Below are 17285 nucleotides of genomic sequence, written 5' to 3'. Positions count from 1 at the left end.
GCGCACCCGGCTCTTGGCATAACATATTGATAAGATTCAGCTGATATAGGGAACCTCTTGCCGACTTGCCGTTACGGCATCTTCGGTGCGTTCAGACCGCCAAACGGGGGTGCGGCCATGAAGCATGACGGGGTTTCTGCATCCATGGTCGGCCAGGGGGTCTACCACGACGAGCGCCTGGACGCGCTGCTCAGCATCACCGGCCGCATGGACGGTTATCTCTACCGCTGCCGCAACGACCAGTCCTACACCATGCTCTATATCAGCGACGGCATCTTCACCGTCAGCGGCTATCGGCCAAGCGATTTCATCCACAATGCCGTGCGCGACTATGTCTCGGCCATCCACCCGGATGACCTTGCCGGCGTCTACGCCGCCGTCGACGCCGCGCTGGAGGCTCGTTGCAACTGGAATGTCGACTACCGCATCGTGCCTGAAGCCGGCGAACCGCTTTGGGTGCGCGAGATCGGCGGCGGTGTCTGGGACGATGCCGGCGAGCTCGAGTTTCTCGAAGGTTTCGTCGTCGACATCAGCGACCGCAAGGTGGTCGAGGACCTCAATGCCGAGCTTTTGCTGGAGCTCAAGGCCGCCAATGAGGAGCTCTCGGTGCAAAAGCGCGAGATCGAGCTCGCCAAGCAGCAGAGCGACCATTCGGCCAACCATGACGCGCTGACCGACCTGCCCAACCGGCGCGCCTTCCACAATGAGTTGAGGTCGGTGGTGGCCCGCTGCGGTGCCACCGGCGAGGCGGCCGGTCTTCTGTTCATCGACCTCGACCGCTTCAAGGAAGTCAACGACACGCTCGGCCATGAGGCCGGCGACGCGCTGCTGCAGCGTGTTTCGAACCACCTTCGCACCATCCTGCGGAGCGATGATTTCGTGGCACGGCTCGGTGGCGATGAATTCGCCTTCCTGTTTTCGGGGCAGGCGGACCAGGCCAGGCAAAAGGCCGAGCGCGTCGCCGAGCGCATTCTGGAGAGGCTGCGCATCAAGGTGCCGGCGCCGAACGGCGACATCCAGGTCGGCTGCACTGTCGGCGTCGCCATGTATCCGGCGGAAGCCGGCGATTGCGACGCCCTGGTCGCGTTGGCCGACCGGCTGATGTATGTCGGCAAAAAGAGCGGGCGCAACCGGCTGGTCATGGCCGAAGAAATGGCGTCGTCGCCGTCGGGGGCGGGAGCTCGCAAGACCGCTTAGAGCACCCGAACAAGGGGATTGCTGATGCTTCGCGCGGAACCGCGGCAAGTGGTGGGCGAGCCAGGGATTCATGAAGGTGGCGCTGAAATGAAAAAGGCCCGCGGCAATGCCGCAGGCCCCTCGGTTAGGATATCAGACTCGATCAGAACGAGCGCTGGAAGCGAAGAATGCCGCCGACGTTGCTCTTCTTGGTGGCCTTGGTCCAGTTGTTGAAGTCGGCGTCGCCGAACTTGCCGGCATTAAGGTAATCGACTTCAGCCGTGACCGTAAAGCCGGGCACAACGGTATAGGCAACGTTGGCAGCGATGCCGAGGTTCTTCCAGTCGTCATAAGACACCTGGGCGTTGAACGCGGTCTTTTCGTTGAACTTGTAGGTGCCGCCGCCCCAGATTGCCCAGTTGCCGCCCCACTGCTTGTAGAAGCCGCGACCGCTGGCCGGGAAAGCGTAGGTCGTGTCAGTCAGGTTGTCGTCGGTGCCGTAGCCACCCATGACAAAGAGCGTGAACTCCTTGCTGACATTGACGTCCAAACGAACCTTGCCGGCCACTTCCTCGTAGTTGCTGTCATAGGCGACGACGCCCGACACCGAACCCCAGTCGCCCTTGTACTTCAAGCCGCCGACGACATGCGGAACGTAGCTGTCGATAGTGCCTACACCGCTGACACCAGCCGAGCCGGCGCCCGCGCCTTCTTCGAGCGAAATCACTCCGGAGAACCCGTTGCCCACGTCAAAGTAATACTGGACGACGTTGCTTTCCTGCCCGCCGTAGGGGACCAGCGTATCCTGGATGACGGCGCCAGCGTAGTTGGTGAACGTATCGAAGGCCGTGTCGTCCTTACCGACGCGCAGGCCACCGAGCTGGATATAGGCGTAGCGCAGCGAGACGGTGGCGGCATTGCCAGCCGCATTGATGTCGCCTTGAGGTTCGCCATCCGCGCCAACATCAGCCTGACGGTTGCCGAAGTTGAAGCGGGTCTCCGTGAAGGTCTTCAAGGTGCCGAGTTCGGTTTCCTGGCCGGTCCAGGTCCTCAGCGTGAAGCGAGTGTTCTTGCGCCAGGTGTCGTTGCTGTTGCCATCCTCAACGTCGTCGCTGGTCGCACCGTCGAACGAGCCGACGTCGCCGCCGCCGATGTCATAACGGACATAGCCGCCGATGCGCAGGCAGGTTTCGGTGCCGGGGATGTAGAAGTAGCCGGCGCCGTAAACGTCACAAATCTTGACGTATTCGGCCGGTTCCGGCTCGGCGACGACGACCGCGTCGGCGGCGCGCGCGCCGGATACTGCGATCAGGGCCGCAGCGGAGCCGAGAAGAAGGCTCTTGATGTTCATTTTCTTGAATCTCCAGTCAAAGGTTCAAATCAGGTCGGACATGGCTCTGAGGCCTGCCGCTTCACCCCATGCTGAAAGCCGCGCTTCGCGCCGTGCTCTCGCCCTCGACATGACCCAGACAGCGGCGGCGATCAACAGAGATTGTGTCGTAAAAACGGTTTTTCGACTCTTCAAAAAGTATTGTTGCGCAATTATCACGTCACGGTTCTGACATGATGGCACATATGGCACAAACGAGACATAAGAGACACGGATATATGAAGATATAAAGTATAATCGCGCCAAAATGGCGGTTATGACTGCTTGTGAATTTATTTAACCGGCTATTTTCCTCTGCGGATCAATCCACCAGGGCCGCGCTACGGCGCGACATCCGGATCGACGGTTGAGGTGGAAAAATCAGGTCCGCGAGAAATCGCGCGCGGCCGACACGACCTCCTGCACCATGTCCTGCTTGAGCATCTCGATCGGAATGCGGCCGCCAAGTTCCGGTGCGGCGTGGTTCAGCCAGAACCAGGCAAGCCTTGGATTGGCGATCGCCGACAGCACCTCGCTTATCCCCGCGGCCGGCCTGCCGTCGACGAACTGGGCCAGCGGGAAGACATGCTTGCGGCCGCCCTTGCGCAGCGCAATGACCTCGCCCCGCCTTTGCCAGCGATGCAGCGTCGAGCGTGGGATACGGAAGTTCTCTTCCAGATAGGTCGACCCGGCGACCTCGCCCGCCCAGTCTTCGATCAGCATCGACTGCAGCGACCGCTCTCCGGGCAGGGAAGATGTAGCCTTGTCTGGAGCGGCTGCCGACGCCGTTTTGTCAGCGCCAGTTGCCGCGTTGTTGGGCGCCGTGCCCCGGCACGCGGCCTTGTCCGCCATCGACTGGACGAATTCGGTGGCGAGCGAGCCCCATTCGTCCCTGACGGTATCGATGGCCAGCCGCTGCGTCTGCGAAAGGAAAGTCAGCGCGGCCGCGGCGCTGCCGGCAATGGCGCCGGCTGAAGCCAGAGCCTGCGGGTCCAGGGCTATGCCGTGCTGGACCAGTGCCTGCTGGACCGCCTCGGCGACCAGCCCTGCCAAGGCTTCCTGTGAGATCCCGTCCGTCGGATTGTAAAATTGGGTCATGCATCTGTCTTGCTGGCCACGCGCTCCTCCCAGCTTGCGGCCGGTTGTTGAACGGCTAGAGCGGAGAGCACAAAGCGCGGCGGCGACAGCCGCAGCGACCCGAACGGTTGCTGTCTTGCATTTGACACCCCAACTGTCTGCGGGGCGTCCCGAATGTCAGCCGCGAGACGCCTCACTGTGCGTGTAGGTCTGCTCTGTGACAAGCGCACGACAGAGATGTCGTTTGACGCCTCTTCCGAGGTGACGCAGCGGGACTACAGCAGCCCGGCCAGTTGGGCCGCGCTGCGCAGGTTCTGCCGCGGCCGTGGCCCGAGCTGCTGGATCACCAGTCCGGCGGCGAGCGAGCCGAGGTCGCCGCAATCCTTCAGGCTGCGGCCGGCCGTATAGCCATAGAGGAAGCCGGCTGCATAGAGGTCGCCGGCGCCGGTCGTGTCGACCAGTTCGCGGATATTCGTCGCCTGGATGGTGACGGTCTCGTCGCCGCGAACGATGACCGAACCTTTTTCGGAGCGGGTGACCGCGGCTATTCTGCAATCCAGGCGGATCGCCTCCAGCGCCTCGTCGAAGGATTTGGTCTGGTAGAGCGACTTGATCTCGTGGCTGTTGGCAAAGACGATGTCGACGGTGCCCGAACGCATCAGCTCGAGGAACTCGTCCCGGTAGCGGTCGACGCAGAACGAATCCGACAGCGTCATCGACACTTCGCGTCCGGCCTCGTGCGCAAGCTTCGCGGTCTGCCGGATCGCCTCCTTGGCGCGCGGCGGATCCCACAGATAGCCCTCGAAATAGGTGACCTTGGCGCCGGATGCCTTGTCGGCCTCGACGTCCTCAGGGCCGAGTTCGACGCAGGCGCCGAGATAAGTGTTCATCGAACGCTCGCCGTCGGGGGTGACGAAGATCATCGAGCGCGCCGTCGGCGGCTGTCCTTCGAGCGGCCTGGTGTCGAAAGCGACGCCCTGGGCATGGATGTCATGGGCATAGATTTCGCCGAGCGGATCGTTCGACACCTTGCCGAAGAAGGCGGCGCGGCCGCCGAAGCTGGCGACGCCCGCCGCCGTGTTGCCGGCGCTGCCGCCCGAGGCCTCGATCGCCGGGCCCATGCGGCTGTAGAGCAGCTCGGCGCGCCTGGTGTCGATGAGGTTCATCGCACCCTTGATGATGCCGTTGGTCTCGAGAAAAGCGTCGTCGCACTGGGCGATGATGTCGACAATGGCATTGCCGATGCAAAGCACGTCATAATCCGGCATCAATGTCTCCGCCCAAAGCATGATGCCGAAAAGTGTGAAGCGGTTTTCGGGCGAACATCATGCTTTATTTCTTAGATTTAGAGCCGGATTCAGATTTCAGGTCGAACAGACCTGAAACCATCCGGCTCTAGGGAACCGAGCCGGCTTCTTGCCGCGCCCGCGCGGGTCTACAGCATCACCCCGAAAAATGGCAAACGATTTCCGCTTTTTGCCGGTGTGGCGGGAGGCGGCGCGGCGCGGGCGTGCGCGGGGCGAGGCTCCATCACAGTTCGACCGTGGCCGAAGCATTTCACCGTCACGTCGCCTACAAGCATGGCCTCAAATCAAGTCCTGGAAGCACCCGCCATGCCCACAAAAATCGACATGACCACCGAACTGGCGCTGCTTGGCCTGCTGGCCGCACTGTGGGGCGCGTCCTATACCTTCATCAAGATCGGCGTCGAGACGATCCCGCCGATAACCTTCATCGCCGCCCGGACCCTTATCGCAGGCGGCATCCTGCTCGCGCTCATCCGCTGGCGCGGCCTCTCCATGCCGAAGGACAGCGCGACTTGGTGGCGGTTCATGGTCCAGGCCTGCCTCAACAGCGTCGTGCCGTTCACGCTGATCGCCGCCGCCGAGCGCTCCATCGATGCCGGTCTGGCCACCATCCTCAACGCGACATCGCCGATCTTCACCTTCCTGCTGACCGCGCTCATCACCCGCCACGAGCCGGTGACCGCACGCAAGCTGTTCGGTGTCGGCGCAGGCATAGCCGGCATTTGCCTGATCGTCGGCACCCAGGCGCTTGGCGGTCTCGGCCATCAATTGTGGGCGCAGCTTGCCGTCGTCGCAGCCACGGTCTGCTATGCCGGGGCCGCCATCTTCGGCCGCGGCTTCAGGGGACTCGATCCGATGCTGCCGGCCGCCGGTTCTATGCTGTGCGGCGCAGTCATCCTCGTTCCCTTGAGCCTGGTGGTCGACCAGCCGTGGACGCTGGCGCCATCGACTGCCTCAATCCTGGCCTTGCTGGCGCTGTCAGTGTTTTCGACGGCGCTGGCCTTCTGCATCTTCTTCCGCCTCATCCACACGCTGGGCTCGGTCGGCACCACATCGCAGGCCTATCTGCGTGTGCCGATTGGGGTCGGCATCGGCGCCCTGTTCCTTGGCGAAAGCCTGGGGCCGACGGTATTTTGGGGGATGGGTTTCGTCGTCATCGGTGTCGCGGCAATGACCATCCCCGCGCGCTCGCGGGTGCTGGCGCGCTAGCTGCCTTGCGGCCCGTGCAGTCTCAGCCTATCTCGGAGGTGTCCGTTTCGACCCGAGGCTGGAGTCGCCCGTGATTTTCGACGCTGCGCGCGCCGCCCTGAGCCGTTTGTTCTCTCCCGAATTCCGCGCGGTTTTCCTCAAAACGCTCGGACTGACCGTACTGGTGCTTGTGGCTTTGTGGCTTGCGCTGACAAGTCTTGTCGACTGGCTGGCCTTGCCGTGGCTTCAGGCACTGTTGCCCAGCCTGCCGTCCTGGGCCGGTTGGCTGGGCGGCATCGTCGCGGCCATCGTGCTCGCCTTCGGCATGGCGCTGCTGATCGCGCCGGTGACGGCAATCGTCGCCGGCCTGTTTCTCGACGACATCGCCGAAGTGGTGGAGCGCACCGATTATCCCGCCGACCCACCCGGCCGACCTGTGCCGGCGCTGCAGTCGCTGGCGCTGGCGATAAAATTCTTCGGCGTCGTCGTCCTGGGCAACATCATCGCCTTGCTCCTTCTGCTGGTGCCAGGCGTCAACATCGCCGCCTTCTTCATCGTCAACGGCTACCTGCTCGGGCGCGAATTCTTCGAATTCGCCGCCATGCGCTTTCGGCCCGAGGCCGAGGCCAAGGCGCTGCGCCGCAAATATGCCGGCACGGTGTTCCTCGGCGGACTGTTGATTGCCGCCTTCCTCGCCGTGCCGCTGCTTAACCTGCTGACGCCGCTCTTTGCCGCCGCCATGATGGTGCACCTGCACAAGGCGATCGGCGCGCGGGAGAGCGCCAGGCGATAGGTCTTTCAACGCAGAAGAAAACCGCGCCCCAACTCGTCGTCCGGTTCGACAGTGAACTCGGCTCGACTGGAATAATAGGCGCGGCCGCCGACACGAGCGATGATCGCGTCATGCGGGCCGGCCTTGGTCGTGCGCGCCACCGCGCCGGAAAAGCGCGAGCCGGCGATGCTTTCGAATGTCCGCGTCTGATCCAGAGCGATTTCGCCCTTGGCGCGCATCGCCGCCAGCCGCGCGGTAACGCCGGAGCCGGTGGGCGAACGGTCGACCTCGGCATCGGCAAAGACGCAGACATTTTTCGTCGTCTCGCCGGAAAACGCATCGCGCCCGTCGGTCAGGATGGTGCCGTAAAGGAAAGCGAGATCGGCATGGTCGGGATGCGACAGCGGGAAGTCGGCCTTCAGCCGCTCGGTCAGAGCGGTTGCCGCGTCGACGAAATCGCGCACGCGGTTGCGGCCGAACTCCAGGCCGAATTGATGGCAGTCGGCCAGCGCATAGAAGGCGCCGCCATAGGCAATGTCGAAGATGATCCTGCCATATCCCGCCAATTCGATCTGTTGGTCACGGGCAAACAGGAATGCCGGCGCGCTCTCGAACGACACGGCGCCGGCCTTGCCGTCCCTGCCTCCACCGAAGCGACGACCAGGCCGCATGGCGCCTCGATGTTGACGGTCGTGATTGGCTCCTGTTTCGCCACCAGCCCTTCGTCGATGGCATAGCGGCCGAGCGCGACGATGGCGTGGCCGCACATCGTCGAATAGCCCTCATTGTGCATGAACAGCACGGCGAGGTCTGCGCCGGGCAGGTCGGGTTCCACCAGCAGCGCGCCATACATGTCGTAGTGGCCGCGCGGCTCGAAGATCAAAAGCTTGCGCAAATGGTCGAGATGGTCGCGCACATAGGCGCGCTTCTCCAGGATCGTGCCCTTGGGGATATCAGGATAACCGGAGGTGACGATCCTCAGCGGCTCGCTGCCGGTGTGCATGTCGACGACGGTGAGCGTCATGCGCCGGGACCCGTTCAGGTTGGAGACTTGGAGAACAGCGCCTGCAGCTTGCCGAATGGCATGGCGGCGCGGGTAAAGCCGAACGTGCCGTCCTGCTGGATCTCGCGCGCTGCCGTTTCCAGCATTCCGAAGGCGAAATTGGTCAGCCACGGCCCGAGCGAAACGCGCTTGACTCCGGCCATGGCGAGATCCGCGATGGTGAAGCCAGGCATTGCCATGATGTTGACCGGCCGGTTCACGGCCGAGCAGACTTTCTGGATCGTCTCGATATCTTTGAGGCCCGGCGCATAAAGCACATCGGCGCCGGCCTTCTCGAAGGCCTGCAGCCGTTTGATCGTGTCGTCGAGGTCATTCTTCCCCCACAGGAAATTCTCGGCCCGCGCGGTGAAGACGAAATCGTGCTTGAGCGCCCGTGCGGCTTCGGCTGCCGCGGCGACACGCTCGACGGCATGTGAAAAATCGTAGATCGGCTTGTCGGGGTCGCCCGTATGGTCCTCGATCGAGCAGCCGGCGAGCCCCGCCGCTTCGGCCGCAAAAACCGTCTCTGCGGCACTCGTCGCGCTGTCGCCCTTGCCCTTCTCGAGATCGGCCGAGACCGGCAGGCTGGTTGCCGCCGTCACCTCGCGGCAATGGTGGATCATCGCCTCGAACGTCACTGCGCCGTCGGGCAGGCCGCGCGAAAAGGCAAAGCCGGCGCTGGTCGTCGCCAGCGCCTTGAAGCCGAAGGATGCCAGAAGCTTGGTCGTGCCGACATCCCATGGGTTGGGCATGACGAAGGTCGAGGCGTGCAGGTCGCGAAAGATCTTGCCCTTGTCCATGGTGCTTCCCTTATGTGGAATTGTGCGGCGGATTCTACCGCGCCGATTTGCGCCGGGCAAACGAATGCGGTTGGCTCAGAAGCGTTTGGCGTTCTCTGCTGCCAGTTTGTCCAGCGCGTCGGAATCCTTGACATAACGCGACGTCTTCCCGTCCCAGTGGTAGGTGACGGAAATGGTCTGCGATGCCGGCGGCGGCGTTGCCTCGTCGCAGCTTTCGCCGTTCGGCACGGTGGCATCGGTTACCGTCACCTTGATCGCGGCATAAGGCTGGCCGTCAGCGATGGTTTGGAACGCGACATCCTGCGTGCGTTTGTAGGCGCAGAGGTTCTCGTCGAAGGTATAGATCATGTCGACCAGTTCGAATTTGTCGTCCCGCACCATGACCAGCGGCGTGATCACATAGCCCTGGCTCGAGTTGAAATGCGTGCTCATGGTGATGAGGACGTCATCGTCTGCACCGACAGAAAGCTTGCCCGGGTCGCGAAAATAAGTGCTGCGGTCGACGGCGACGTTGACCGCGTCGAGCAGCGCCGGCTTGGCCGCAATGTCGTAGAGCGCCAGCACCGCATAGCCTTCGGCGCTATCTGGAGAGTCGCCGAGGTCGTAGAGCATCGCCAGCCGGTCCTTGCCGCCGGTCCTGATCGCAAGCACGGCAGCGTTGGGCAGGCTCGATGTTTCCGGCGGCGAGCCGCCGCTGTCGGGCCCTTCGATGTGGCGCATCTCGATCGGCAAGCCGCCGTGATAAAAGCCGTCAGCGTTCAACAACAGGTCTGGAATGACCAGCTTTGCCAGGTCGAGATAGGTGACGGTCTTATGGCCGGGGACGGCACTGTCCAGCTCGGGAAAGCTGACAGCCTGCGCGCTTGCCGCCGCCCAAATCCATGGCAGTAGCAGGCAAGCAAGGATCAGTCGAAGCAAATTGGAAGTCATGAAGTAGCGCCCCTCGAAGCGGGTACGCTAGCACGGGCAACGCAATCGCACAGCCGGGTCACCGCGCTGAAATCAGATCAGTGGATCGGCACCAATCCGGGCAGTTCGCGCATGTCGTCGAACAGGACGCCACCGGCGTCGGCCAGGCCATCGCGGTCGGAATAGGGATCGCCATGATAGGAGTAGACACGCATGCCGGCGGCAATGCCTGCCTGTGTTCCAGCGACGCTGTCCTCGATGACGATGCAGTCGGCAGGCGCGAAGCCCATCGTTTTTGCCGCATGCAGGAACAGATCCGGAAACGGCTTGCCGCGGCTGACCATGGTTGCCGAGAACATTGCATGCTCGAACAGCGGCAGCAGGCCGGTCTGGCCGAGCGTGATGTGCATCTTCGAGATGCGCGCCGACGTGGCGACGCAATAGGCGATGCCGGCCGCGCGCACCACTTCGATGAAGTCGCGGACGTAAGGGATCGCCTCGACGCCGTGCGAGAACAGATCCGGCAGACCTGCGTTCCAGCGATCGACGAAATCGGCGCCGAGCCGGACGTCGGTCGAAGCTTCGATCTCTATCTGCACCGAAGCCATGCTGCGGCCGGAGAAATGCTTGCGGCAATATTCGAAGGTGGTGGCGAAGCCCGCCGCACTCAACCACCCTGCCAGCCGCCGGTTGGCGAGGTTCTCGGTGTCGACGAGGATCCCGTCGCAGTCGAAGATGACCAGTTTTGGAAGGTCCAGCATTCAGGCGGTGCCGGTCGATCCGAACCCGCCCGAGCCGCGCGTCGTTGCGCCGGCCAGGCTGCGCTCCTCGACCGTCGCCTGCGTCACCGTGGCAAACACGATCTGGGCAATGCGCATGCCGCGCGTCACCGCGAAATCCTCGTCACCGAGGTTGACCAGCAGCACCTTGACCTCGCCGCGATAGTCGCTGTCGACCGTGCCTGGCGAGTTGAGGACGGTCAGCCCGTGCTTGAAGGCAAGGCCGGAGCGTGGCCGTACCTGGCCTTCCATCCCTTCGGGAATTTCCAGGATCAGCCCGGTCGGCACCAGGGCGCGCTTGCCCGGCAGGATCAGCAGCGGCCGGTCATCCGGCACCGCGGCGCGCAGATCCATGCCGGCGGCACCGGTGCTTTCATAGGCGGGGAGGGGAAGCCCTTCACCATGCGGCAACCGAACGAAGCCGACAGTGGGACCAATGACGGAGGAATTTTGGAGGGCTGCGCGCATAAAATCGATCCTATCGGCGCGAACCGCGATTCAGTCAACTCGCCCGCCACGCTATCAACGCCTTTCTTTGCGGCGTCACGATGACTAACGCAATTCGACCGGAACGACCGTCGTCTCCTTGATCTCCTCCATGACGAAGGAGGCTGAAACATCCGACAGCGCCACCTTGGCGATCAGCCGCTGGTAGAGCCGGTCATAGGCTTTCATGTCGGCCACGCGTGCCCGCACGACATAGTCGAGATCGCCGGACATCCGGTAGACCCCGGTGATCTCGGGAAAGCCGGTTACCGCCGCGCGAAATTTCTGCAGCCAGTCTGGATCGTGGTTGGAGGTGCGGATCAGGATGAACACCGAAAGCCCGAGCCCGAGCTTGTCGGCATCGACCAGCGCCACCCGTCCGGTGATGACGCCGTCCTCCTCCAGCCGCTTGACACGGCGCCAGCAGGCGTTGCGCGACAGCGCGACTCTTTCGGAGAGCTGGTCGACCGACAGCGTGCCGTCGCGTTGCAGCTCAGCCAGCAGTCTCCGGTCAATCTCATCGATTTCTGCGGCCATGTTGGGATGAATGTCTCAAATTTGTGCTGTTTGCAAGGACAAATTGAGACCGATGAACCTTCTGCCTGTGGCACGATACTCAATATCGGGGCTTATCCCGGCAGAGGGATCACCATGACGACGCTGTTTTCGAAGCTTTTCACCTCTCACCCGGCCAAGGTGGGCGAGACCTATTTCAGCCATATGGCTTTTGCCGCCTGGTTCTGCTCGCGCCTCTTGATGGCTGCCGGTGCAGCGCTTGTTCACGCTTTCTTGCCGTTTCTCTTCGAAACTACGGCAAGCCGAATCGTTCGCGAACTCTATGAGCGGACGCACAACAGAGGCTCACACGCGGTCAAGGAGCCCCAGGCTCTCGTGGATCGCGCATAACAGACGGTAAAAGCGATGTGCCGATGGGCGGCCTATCTGGGTGAAGCGGTCTTCCTCGAAGACATCGTCACCGCGCCCTGTCACTCGCTGATCGCCCAGAGCCATTGCGCCCAGGAAGCCAAGTCGCCGACCAACGGCGACGGCTTCGGCCTCGCCTGGTATGGCGACCGGCCCGAGCCCGGCCTCTACCGCGACATCCTGCCGGCCTGGTCGGACCCCAATCTGAAGAGCCTGTGCCGGCAGATCAAATCCGGCCTGTTCCTCGCCCATGTCAGGGCATCGACCGGCGGCGCCACCAGCCGCATGAACTGCCATCCCTTCATCTGCGGCAACTGGTCGTTCATGCACAACGGCCAGCTCGGCGGCTTCGACAAGATCCGCCGTGCGCTGGAGAATTCGCTCTCCGACGCCGTCTTCGATCAGCGCGAAGGCACCACCGATTCCGAACTCTTTTTCCTGCTGATGATCGACGAGGGTCTCACCAGTGACCCGCAAGGGGCTGTGTCGCGCGCCGCCGCCCGCGTCATCGAGGCATCGCGCCGCGCCGGTTTTGAGCCGGCCTTGAAGCTCACCGCCGCCTTTTCGGATGGGCAGGCGCTTTATGCCGTGCGCTATGCGACCGACGCCCACGCACCGACGCTCTACACCTCGGTTCGCAATGGCGGCCGTTGCATCGTTTCCGAACCCTTCGACCGCGAAGGCAGCGACTGGCAAGCGATCCCGCCCGCGAGTTTCGTCACCATTGCAGGTGATGGCATGGCCATCCGGCCGTTTGTTCCGGCTGCGACGAAGCTGGCCCTGGTCGGCTGAGCCACGGAAACAGGGTAGGCCGCATTCCTTCGCGCCCCCTTCTGTCCTGCCGGACATCTCCCCCGCACGGGGAGATCGGGTTTTGCGGCGGCTTTCGCCAACCTCCACCGTTTGAAGGAATAGCGCCGTCGGCAACGCTGCCAATCTCCCCACCCGTGGGGGAGATGTCCGGCAGGGGAGAGGGGGCGCCGTGGAGCGCCAACCTCAATCGAACCGGCAGGCGCAATTTCGATCAAGCACTATCGAGTTTCAAATGCTGAACTTGGCTTGAAGCCGCACCGCTGTCCGCCATTTGGTGAAGCGGCACCGCCAAACCGGAGCATTCGTCATGGACCTCGTCTTCTCCTCAACCACCGACCTCGCCGCCGCAATCGCGGCGCGAAAGATCTCCGCCGTGGAAGTGCTGGACGCGCATCTGGCCCAGATCGGCCGGCACAACGAGGCAGTCAACGCGGTCATCAATCTCGATAGGGAAGGCGCCCTCGAGCGCGCAAAGAAGGCCGACGCGGCATTGGCGCGCGGCGATGCGCTTGGTCCGTTGCATGGTGTGCCTTTCACTTTGAAGGACATGCATGAAACGGCAGGCATGAAGACCACCGTCGGCTTTCCGCCTTTCGCCGACCATGTGGCAAAAGCAGACAGCCCGGTCGTTGCCCGATTGAAAACTGCCGGCGGCATTCTGATCGGCAAGACCAATGTCGCGACCATGCTGGGCGACTGGCAGTCGGACAATCCGCTGTTCGGCCGTACCAGCAATCCGTGGGATCTCTCGCGCACATCAGGCGGCTCCAGCGGTGGCGCCGCGGCGGCGGTGGCGACCGGAATGACGCCGTTCGATGTCGGCACCGACATGCAATCATCAGTCCGCCTGCCTGCCGCTTTCTGCGGCGTCTACGGGCTGAAGCCGACCGAGCACCGTGTGTCGCTGGCGGGCGCCTTTCCCGATCCGGGCGGAACGGCGCGCAGCGTGCGGCTGATGTCCTGCCTCGGTCCGCTGGCGCGCTCCGTCGACGATCTGGCGTTGATCTACAAAATCATCGCCGGCACGGATGGAGCCGACACCGACCTTGCGCCGGTGCCGGTCGAGACCATGCCAAAAATCAATCTCACGACATTGCGCATCACTGTGGCGCCGTCCTTTCCCGGCTTTCCTGTCGCCCGAGACATCAGCGCTGCCGTCGACACCCTGGCGAAGCAGCTTCAGGCGGCAGGTGCGACCGTCGAGCCGGCAAAACTGCCGACGCTCGATCTGCATGACGATCTGGAGCAGGGCGGCGCGCTGATCGGCATGATGCTGGAGGCCGCGCAGCCAGAGCCGCCTGAGCAGCCGACGCCAGTCTCCCGCTGGTTCGAGGCACTCGCCCGCCGCGACCGCTCCATCCTTGCCTGGGATAGTTTCTTCGAAACCTGCGATGTCTTGCTGTGCCCGGTCGCCATGACCACGGCCTTCCCGCATTGCGAACCCGGCACGCCCATCGACGTCGACGGCCAAGAGCAAAGCTACTGGATGCTGCCGGCCTATGGCGCGGTCTTCAATTATTCCGGCCACCCGGCCCTGACGATACCCTGTGGACCGGACCGCGACGGCCTGCCCATCGGCCTGCAACTGGTCGGCAAGCGCTGGTCGGAGGCAGAGATGCTTGGTGTCGCCAAGGCGATCGAACCGTTCACTGGCGGCTTCAGGCGTCCGCCGAGCTACTAGCTAGCAAAGCGCTCCAGCCCGTACGGCGCCAGCAATGGGTCGCGTTCGCCATCGAGGACCTCGCGGGCGGCGAACAGACCTACCGCAGGCGCCAGCGTGATGCCTGAATGCATGACCGTGATGTAAAGGCCATCCATGCCTTCGGCGCGGCCGATGATCGGAAAGCCGTCGATCGGCGTCGGTCGGTAGCCGACCGTGTGGAAACCAAGCTCCAGCCCGTCGCCACCGCGCAAGGCTGCCTTCGCTGCCGCAAACAGTTCACGCGCCGTGGCGTCGGGGTTGTCGCCGGGATCGCCGCCGGCGAAATCCGAACCGGCAATGATGCGGCCCTCGGCCGTCTGGCGCATATGCAGCTTCTCGGCATGCACCAGGCCGTTGACCAGCTTTTTGTATGGCCGCGAGTGGACGATCAGGCCGGGCGGCGTCTCGAGCGGCAGTTTGATGCCGGCGGTGGCGGCGATGACCGGGGCGCCGGTGCCGGCGGCGATCACCACCTCGTCGGCGGCAACCCGCTGGCCGGAAATCTCCACGCCGGAAACCTTGCCGTTGGAATTTACCAGGGCGGCAACGGCTCCGGTCGTGATTTTCGCGCCGTTCCGTTCGGCATCGGCCAGCAGCGCCTTGGCCGCAGCGACCGGTTCGGCCACGCCCTCTTCCGCGACATAAACGGCGAATTCAGGAGGCTCGACGAGGTTGGGCTCGATTTGCGCCGCCCGGTCGCGGCCGACGCGTTCGATGCCGTAGCCCCATGACGAGTGTTCGGCCGCGTAGGCTTCGAGCCGGTCGGCCGGCAGATCAAAGCACAGCCCGCCGCACCAGGCGAGAGGCAGCCCGGGCCGCTCGTTTGCCAGCCTTTTCCACTCGGCCATGGCGCGGATGCGCAGCCGGAAATAGATTTCGGGGTTGCCCCAGCTCGCGTTGATCCAGGCAAAGGAATTGGGCGTGGCGACGCCACCGGCGCCGCTCTCGGAAACCACAGTGACCCGCGCACCAGCCTTTGTCAGATGCCAGGCGATGGAAGCGCCGATGATGCCGGCGCCGATGACGATCACTTCTTTCGCACTGCTCATGCCACGACCTCGCTGATGCCGTTCACTGATGCCACTGCAGGCCTGCCACCTCAAGCATGTCCAGCCCGCTGGCCCAAAACCGTCGACAGGCTGGCAATGCGCTGCTAGAAGCCCGCGCCACAGACAGGATTCCATAAATTGGCAGAAGACATCGAACAGGCGGTATCGCGCCGCCGCACTTTCGCGATCATCGCGCACCCCGACGCAGGCAAGACGACGCTCACCGAAAAGCTGCTGCTGTTCGGTGGCGCCATCCAGCTTGCCGGCGAGGTCAAGGCCAAGAAGGATCGCATCCAGACCCGGTCCGACTGGATGAAGATCGAGCGCGAGCGCGGCATTTCGGTCGTCACCTCGGTGATGACCTTCGAGTATGAGGACAATGTCTTCAACCTGCTCGACACCCCCGGCCACGAGGATTTCGCCGATGACACCTACCGCACGCTGTCGGCGGTGGACTCCGCCGTCATGGTCATCGACGCCGCCAAGGGCATCGAGCCGCGCACGCTGAAACTGTTCGAAGTCTGCCGGCTGCGCGACATCCCGATCATCACCTTCGTCAACAAGATGGACCGCGAAAGCCGCGATCCCTTCGAGATCCTGGACGAGATCGAGCAGAAACTGGCGCTGGACACCGCCCCCATCACCTGGCCGATCGGCAGGGGCAAGACCTTTTCCGGCACCTATCACCTGGCGCTGAACGCCGTGCGCAAGGGCGACGCGGAGAAAGACCGCACGCCCGTCAACGGTCCCGATTCCAACCGCGTCGCCGGCCTTTTGCCGGAAAACGAGCGCGAAGCCTTCATCGAGGAGCTGGAACTCGCGCGCGAAGCCTGCCGTCCGCTCGATATCGATTCTTTTCGCGAAGGCCATCTGACGCCGGTCTATTTCGGCTCGGCGCTGCGCAATTTTGGCGTGCGTGACTTGATCGAGGCGCTTGGCGCCTTCGGCCCGCCGCCGCGCGCGCAGGAGGCCGATGTCAGAAAAGTCGAGGCGACCGAGGAGAAGATGACCTCCTTCGTGTTCAAGATCCAGGCCAACATGGACCCCAACCATCGCGACCGCATCGCTTTCGTGCGCGTCTGTTCGGGCAAGCTCGAGCGCGGCATGAAGGCCAAGCTGGTTCGCACCGGCAAGCCGATGAGCCTGTCGGCGCCGCAGTTCTTCTTTGCCCGCACCCGCGTCACCGCCGACGAGGCCTTTGCCGGCGACGTCGTCGGCATCCCCAATCACGGCACGCTGCGCATCGGCGACACGCTGACCGAGGGCGAGGAAATCCTGTTCCGTGGCGTGCCCAACTTCGCCCCGGAGATCCTGCGCCGCGTCCGGCTCGGCGACGCGATGAAGGCCAAGAAACTCAAGGAAGCGCTTCACCAGATGGCCGAGGAAGGCGTCGTGCAGCTGTTTTCGCCCGAGGATGGGTCACCGGCAATCGTCGGTGTCGTCGGCGCGCTGCAGCTAGACGTTTTGAAGGAACGCCTGAACTTCGAATACACGCTGCCGGTCGAATTCGAAATGTCGCGCTTTTCCGTCTGCCGCTGGATTTCGGCCGACGACAAGGCCGAGACGCTTCGCTTCATCGAAGCGCATCGCGGCGACATCGCCCGCGACCTCGACAATGATCCGGTGTTCCTGGCCCAGCACGCCTTCTCGCTGAACTACGAAGCCGAACGCTGGAAAGCCATCCGCTTCGCCACCATCAAGGATTATCAGGTGCGCGACAAGGCGGCGTAGGAGCATCCTTCCCCTTCTCCCCCTGTGGGCCTGTTGCGCAGTTGCTGACCAGGTAGCGTTGAGCGTTGAAAGCAGGCGATTGCTGCTTGTGTCTTTGGAATTGGCGTCTGGTTTTCTGATTTTGGTGGCGGCTTGGCCCTGAGCGGCCGGATTGCAGGCGC

General features: G+C 63.4%; 16 protein-coding genes and 1 pseudogene. 7 read left to right on the top strand and 10 right to left on the bottom strand.

Features of this window, described 5'->3' with window-relative positions; translation table 11 throughout:
- Positions 1 to 117 precede the first annotated feature (117 nt).
- Positions 118 to 1197, top strand: coding sequence for a diguanylate cyclase domain-containing protein (locus ACWGTO_RS16065; protein ID WP_454575804.1), 1080 nt, complete (start codon positions 118 to 120; stop codon positions 1195 to 1197).
- 142 nt (positions 1198 to 1339) lie between these two features.
- Here ACWGTO_RS16065 and ACWGTO_RS16060 read toward each other — a convergent pair whose 3' ends face one another.
- The 3 genes from ACWGTO_RS16060 to ACWGTO_RS16050 all read right to left on the bottom strand — a co-directional run bounded on the left by ACWGTO_RS16060 (position 1340) and on the right by ACWGTO_RS16050 (position 4890).
- Positions 1340 to 2527 carry a porin gene (locus ACWGTO_RS16060; protein ID WP_454575803.1) on the bottom strand — a complete coding sequence of 396 codons (1188 nt, stop codon included), beginning with the start codon at positions 2525 to 2527 and terminating at the stop codon, positions 1340 to 1342.
- Positions 2528 to 2926: 399 nt separating this feature from the next.
- On the bottom strand, positions 2927 to 3643 hold the full coding sequence (locus ACWGTO_RS16055) for an antitoxin Xre/MbcA/ParS-like domain-containing protein (RefSeq protein ID WP_454575802.1): 717 nt from the start codon (positions 3641 to 3643) through the stop codon (positions 2927 to 2929).
- Between the two features lie 254 nt (positions 3644 to 3897).
- The gene (locus ACWGTO_RS16050; RefSeq protein ID WP_454575801.1) at positions 3898 to 4890 is read right to left on the bottom strand and encodes an adenosine kinase; all 993 of its coding nucleotides are present in this window, start codon (positions 4888 to 4890) and stop codon (positions 3898 to 3900) included.
- Positions 4891 to 5235: 345 nt separating this feature from the next.
- Between ACWGTO_RS16050 and ACWGTO_RS16045 the strand changes: the two genes are divergently transcribed.
- Positions 5236 to 6138: a DMT family transporter gene (locus ACWGTO_RS16045; RefSeq protein WP_454575800.1), complete on the top strand. Its 903-nt coding sequence runs from the start codon at positions 5236 to 5238 to the stop codon at positions 6136 to 6138.
- Between the two features lie 70 nt (positions 6139 to 6208).
- Positions 6209 to 6910, top strand: a complete 702-nt coding sequence (locus ACWGTO_RS16040; protein ID WP_454575799.1) for a sulfate transporter family protein — start codon at positions 6209 to 6211, stop codon at positions 6908 to 6910.
- Between the two features lie 5 nt (positions 6911 to 6915).
- Here ACWGTO_RS16040 and ACWGTO_RS16035 read toward each other — a convergent pair.
- The 6 genes and pseudogenes from ACWGTO_RS16035 to ACWGTO_RS16010 all read right to left on the bottom strand — a co-directional run bounded on the left by ACWGTO_RS16035 (position 6916) and on the right by ACWGTO_RS16010 (position 11442).
- Positions 6916 to 7913: pseudogene (locus ACWGTO_RS16035) on the bottom strand (proline racemase family protein).
- A 14-nt stretch (positions 7914 to 7927) separates the two neighbouring features.
- Entirely contained in the window at positions 7928 to 8731 is an 804-nt protein-coding gene (locus ACWGTO_RS16030; RefSeq protein WP_454575798.1) for an isocitrate lyase/PEP mutase family protein, read from the bottom strand.
- Positions 8732 to 8806: 75 nt separating this feature from the next.
- Positions 8807 to 9661 (bottom strand): hypothetical protein, encoded by an 855-nt coding sequence (locus tag ACWGTO_RS16025; RefSeq protein ID WP_454575797.1) that lies wholly within the window; start codon positions 9659 to 9661, stop codon positions 8807 to 8809.
- Positions 9662 to 9738: 77 nt separating this feature from the next.
- Positions 9739 to 10398 (bottom strand): HAD family hydrolase, encoded by a 660-nt coding sequence (locus ACWGTO_RS16020; protein WP_454576020.1) that lies wholly within the window; start codon positions 10396 to 10398, stop codon positions 9739 to 9741.
- Positions 10399 to 10401: 3 nt separating this feature from the next.
- Positions 10402 to 10887, bottom strand: coding sequence for a dUTP diphosphatase (gene dut / locus ACWGTO_RS16015; protein ID WP_181056436.1), 486 nt, complete (start codon positions 10885 to 10887; stop codon positions 10402 to 10404).
- An 84-nt stretch (positions 10888 to 10971) separates the two neighbouring features.
- Positions 10972 to 11442, bottom strand: coding sequence for an Lrp/AsnC family transcriptional regulator (locus tag ACWGTO_RS16010; protein ID WP_454575796.1), 471 nt, complete (start codon positions 11440 to 11442; stop codon positions 10972 to 10974).
- A 114-nt stretch (positions 11443 to 11556) separates the two neighbouring features.
- Between ACWGTO_RS16010 and ACWGTO_RS16005 the strand changes: the two genes are divergently transcribed.
- The 3 genes from ACWGTO_RS16005 to ACWGTO_RS15995 all read left to right on the top strand — a co-directional run bounded on the left by ACWGTO_RS16005 (position 11557) and on the right by ACWGTO_RS15995 (position 14323).
- On the top strand, positions 11557 to 11811 hold the full coding sequence (locus tag ACWGTO_RS16005; RefSeq protein WP_454575795.1) for a DUF6356 family protein: 255 nt from the start codon (positions 11557 to 11559) through the stop codon (positions 11809 to 11811).
- A 15-nt stretch (positions 11812 to 11826) separates the two neighbouring features.
- Complete coding sequence (locus ACWGTO_RS16000) at positions 11827 to 12621, top strand: class II glutamine amidotransferase (protein WP_454575794.1); 795 nt, start codon at positions 11827 to 11829, stop codon at positions 12619 to 12621.
- A gap of 328 nt (positions 12622 to 12949) precedes the next feature.
- Positions 12950 to 14323: an amidase gene (locus tag ACWGTO_RS15995; RefSeq protein WP_454575793.1), complete on the top strand. Its 1374-nt coding sequence runs from the start codon at positions 12950 to 12952 to the stop codon at positions 14321 to 14323.
- Here ACWGTO_RS15995 and ACWGTO_RS15990 read toward each other — a convergent pair.
- A complete protein-coding gene (locus ACWGTO_RS15990) occupies positions 14320 to 15393 on the bottom strand; it encodes an NAD(P)/FAD-dependent oxidoreductase (RefSeq protein ID WP_454575792.1) in 1074 nt (357 codons plus the stop codon). The genes ACWGTO_RS15995 and ACWGTO_RS15990 overlap by 4 nt on opposite strands.
- 138 nt (positions 15394 to 15531) lie before the next feature.
- On the opposite strand from ACWGTO_RS15990, the gene ACWGTO_RS15985 reads away from it, so the two are divergent.
- A complete protein-coding gene (locus tag ACWGTO_RS15985) occupies positions 15532 to 17124 on the top strand; it encodes a peptide chain release factor 3 (protein ID WP_454575791.1) in 1593 nt (530 codons plus the stop codon).
- The last annotated feature ends 161 nt before the right edge of the window (positions 17125 to 17285 follow it).

The sequence above is a fragment of the Mesorhizobium sp. PL10 genome, from assembly GCF_053714315.1.
Note: the sequence above shows the minus strand (reverse complement) of the source record. Positions and strands in the feature narration are given on the sequence as shown.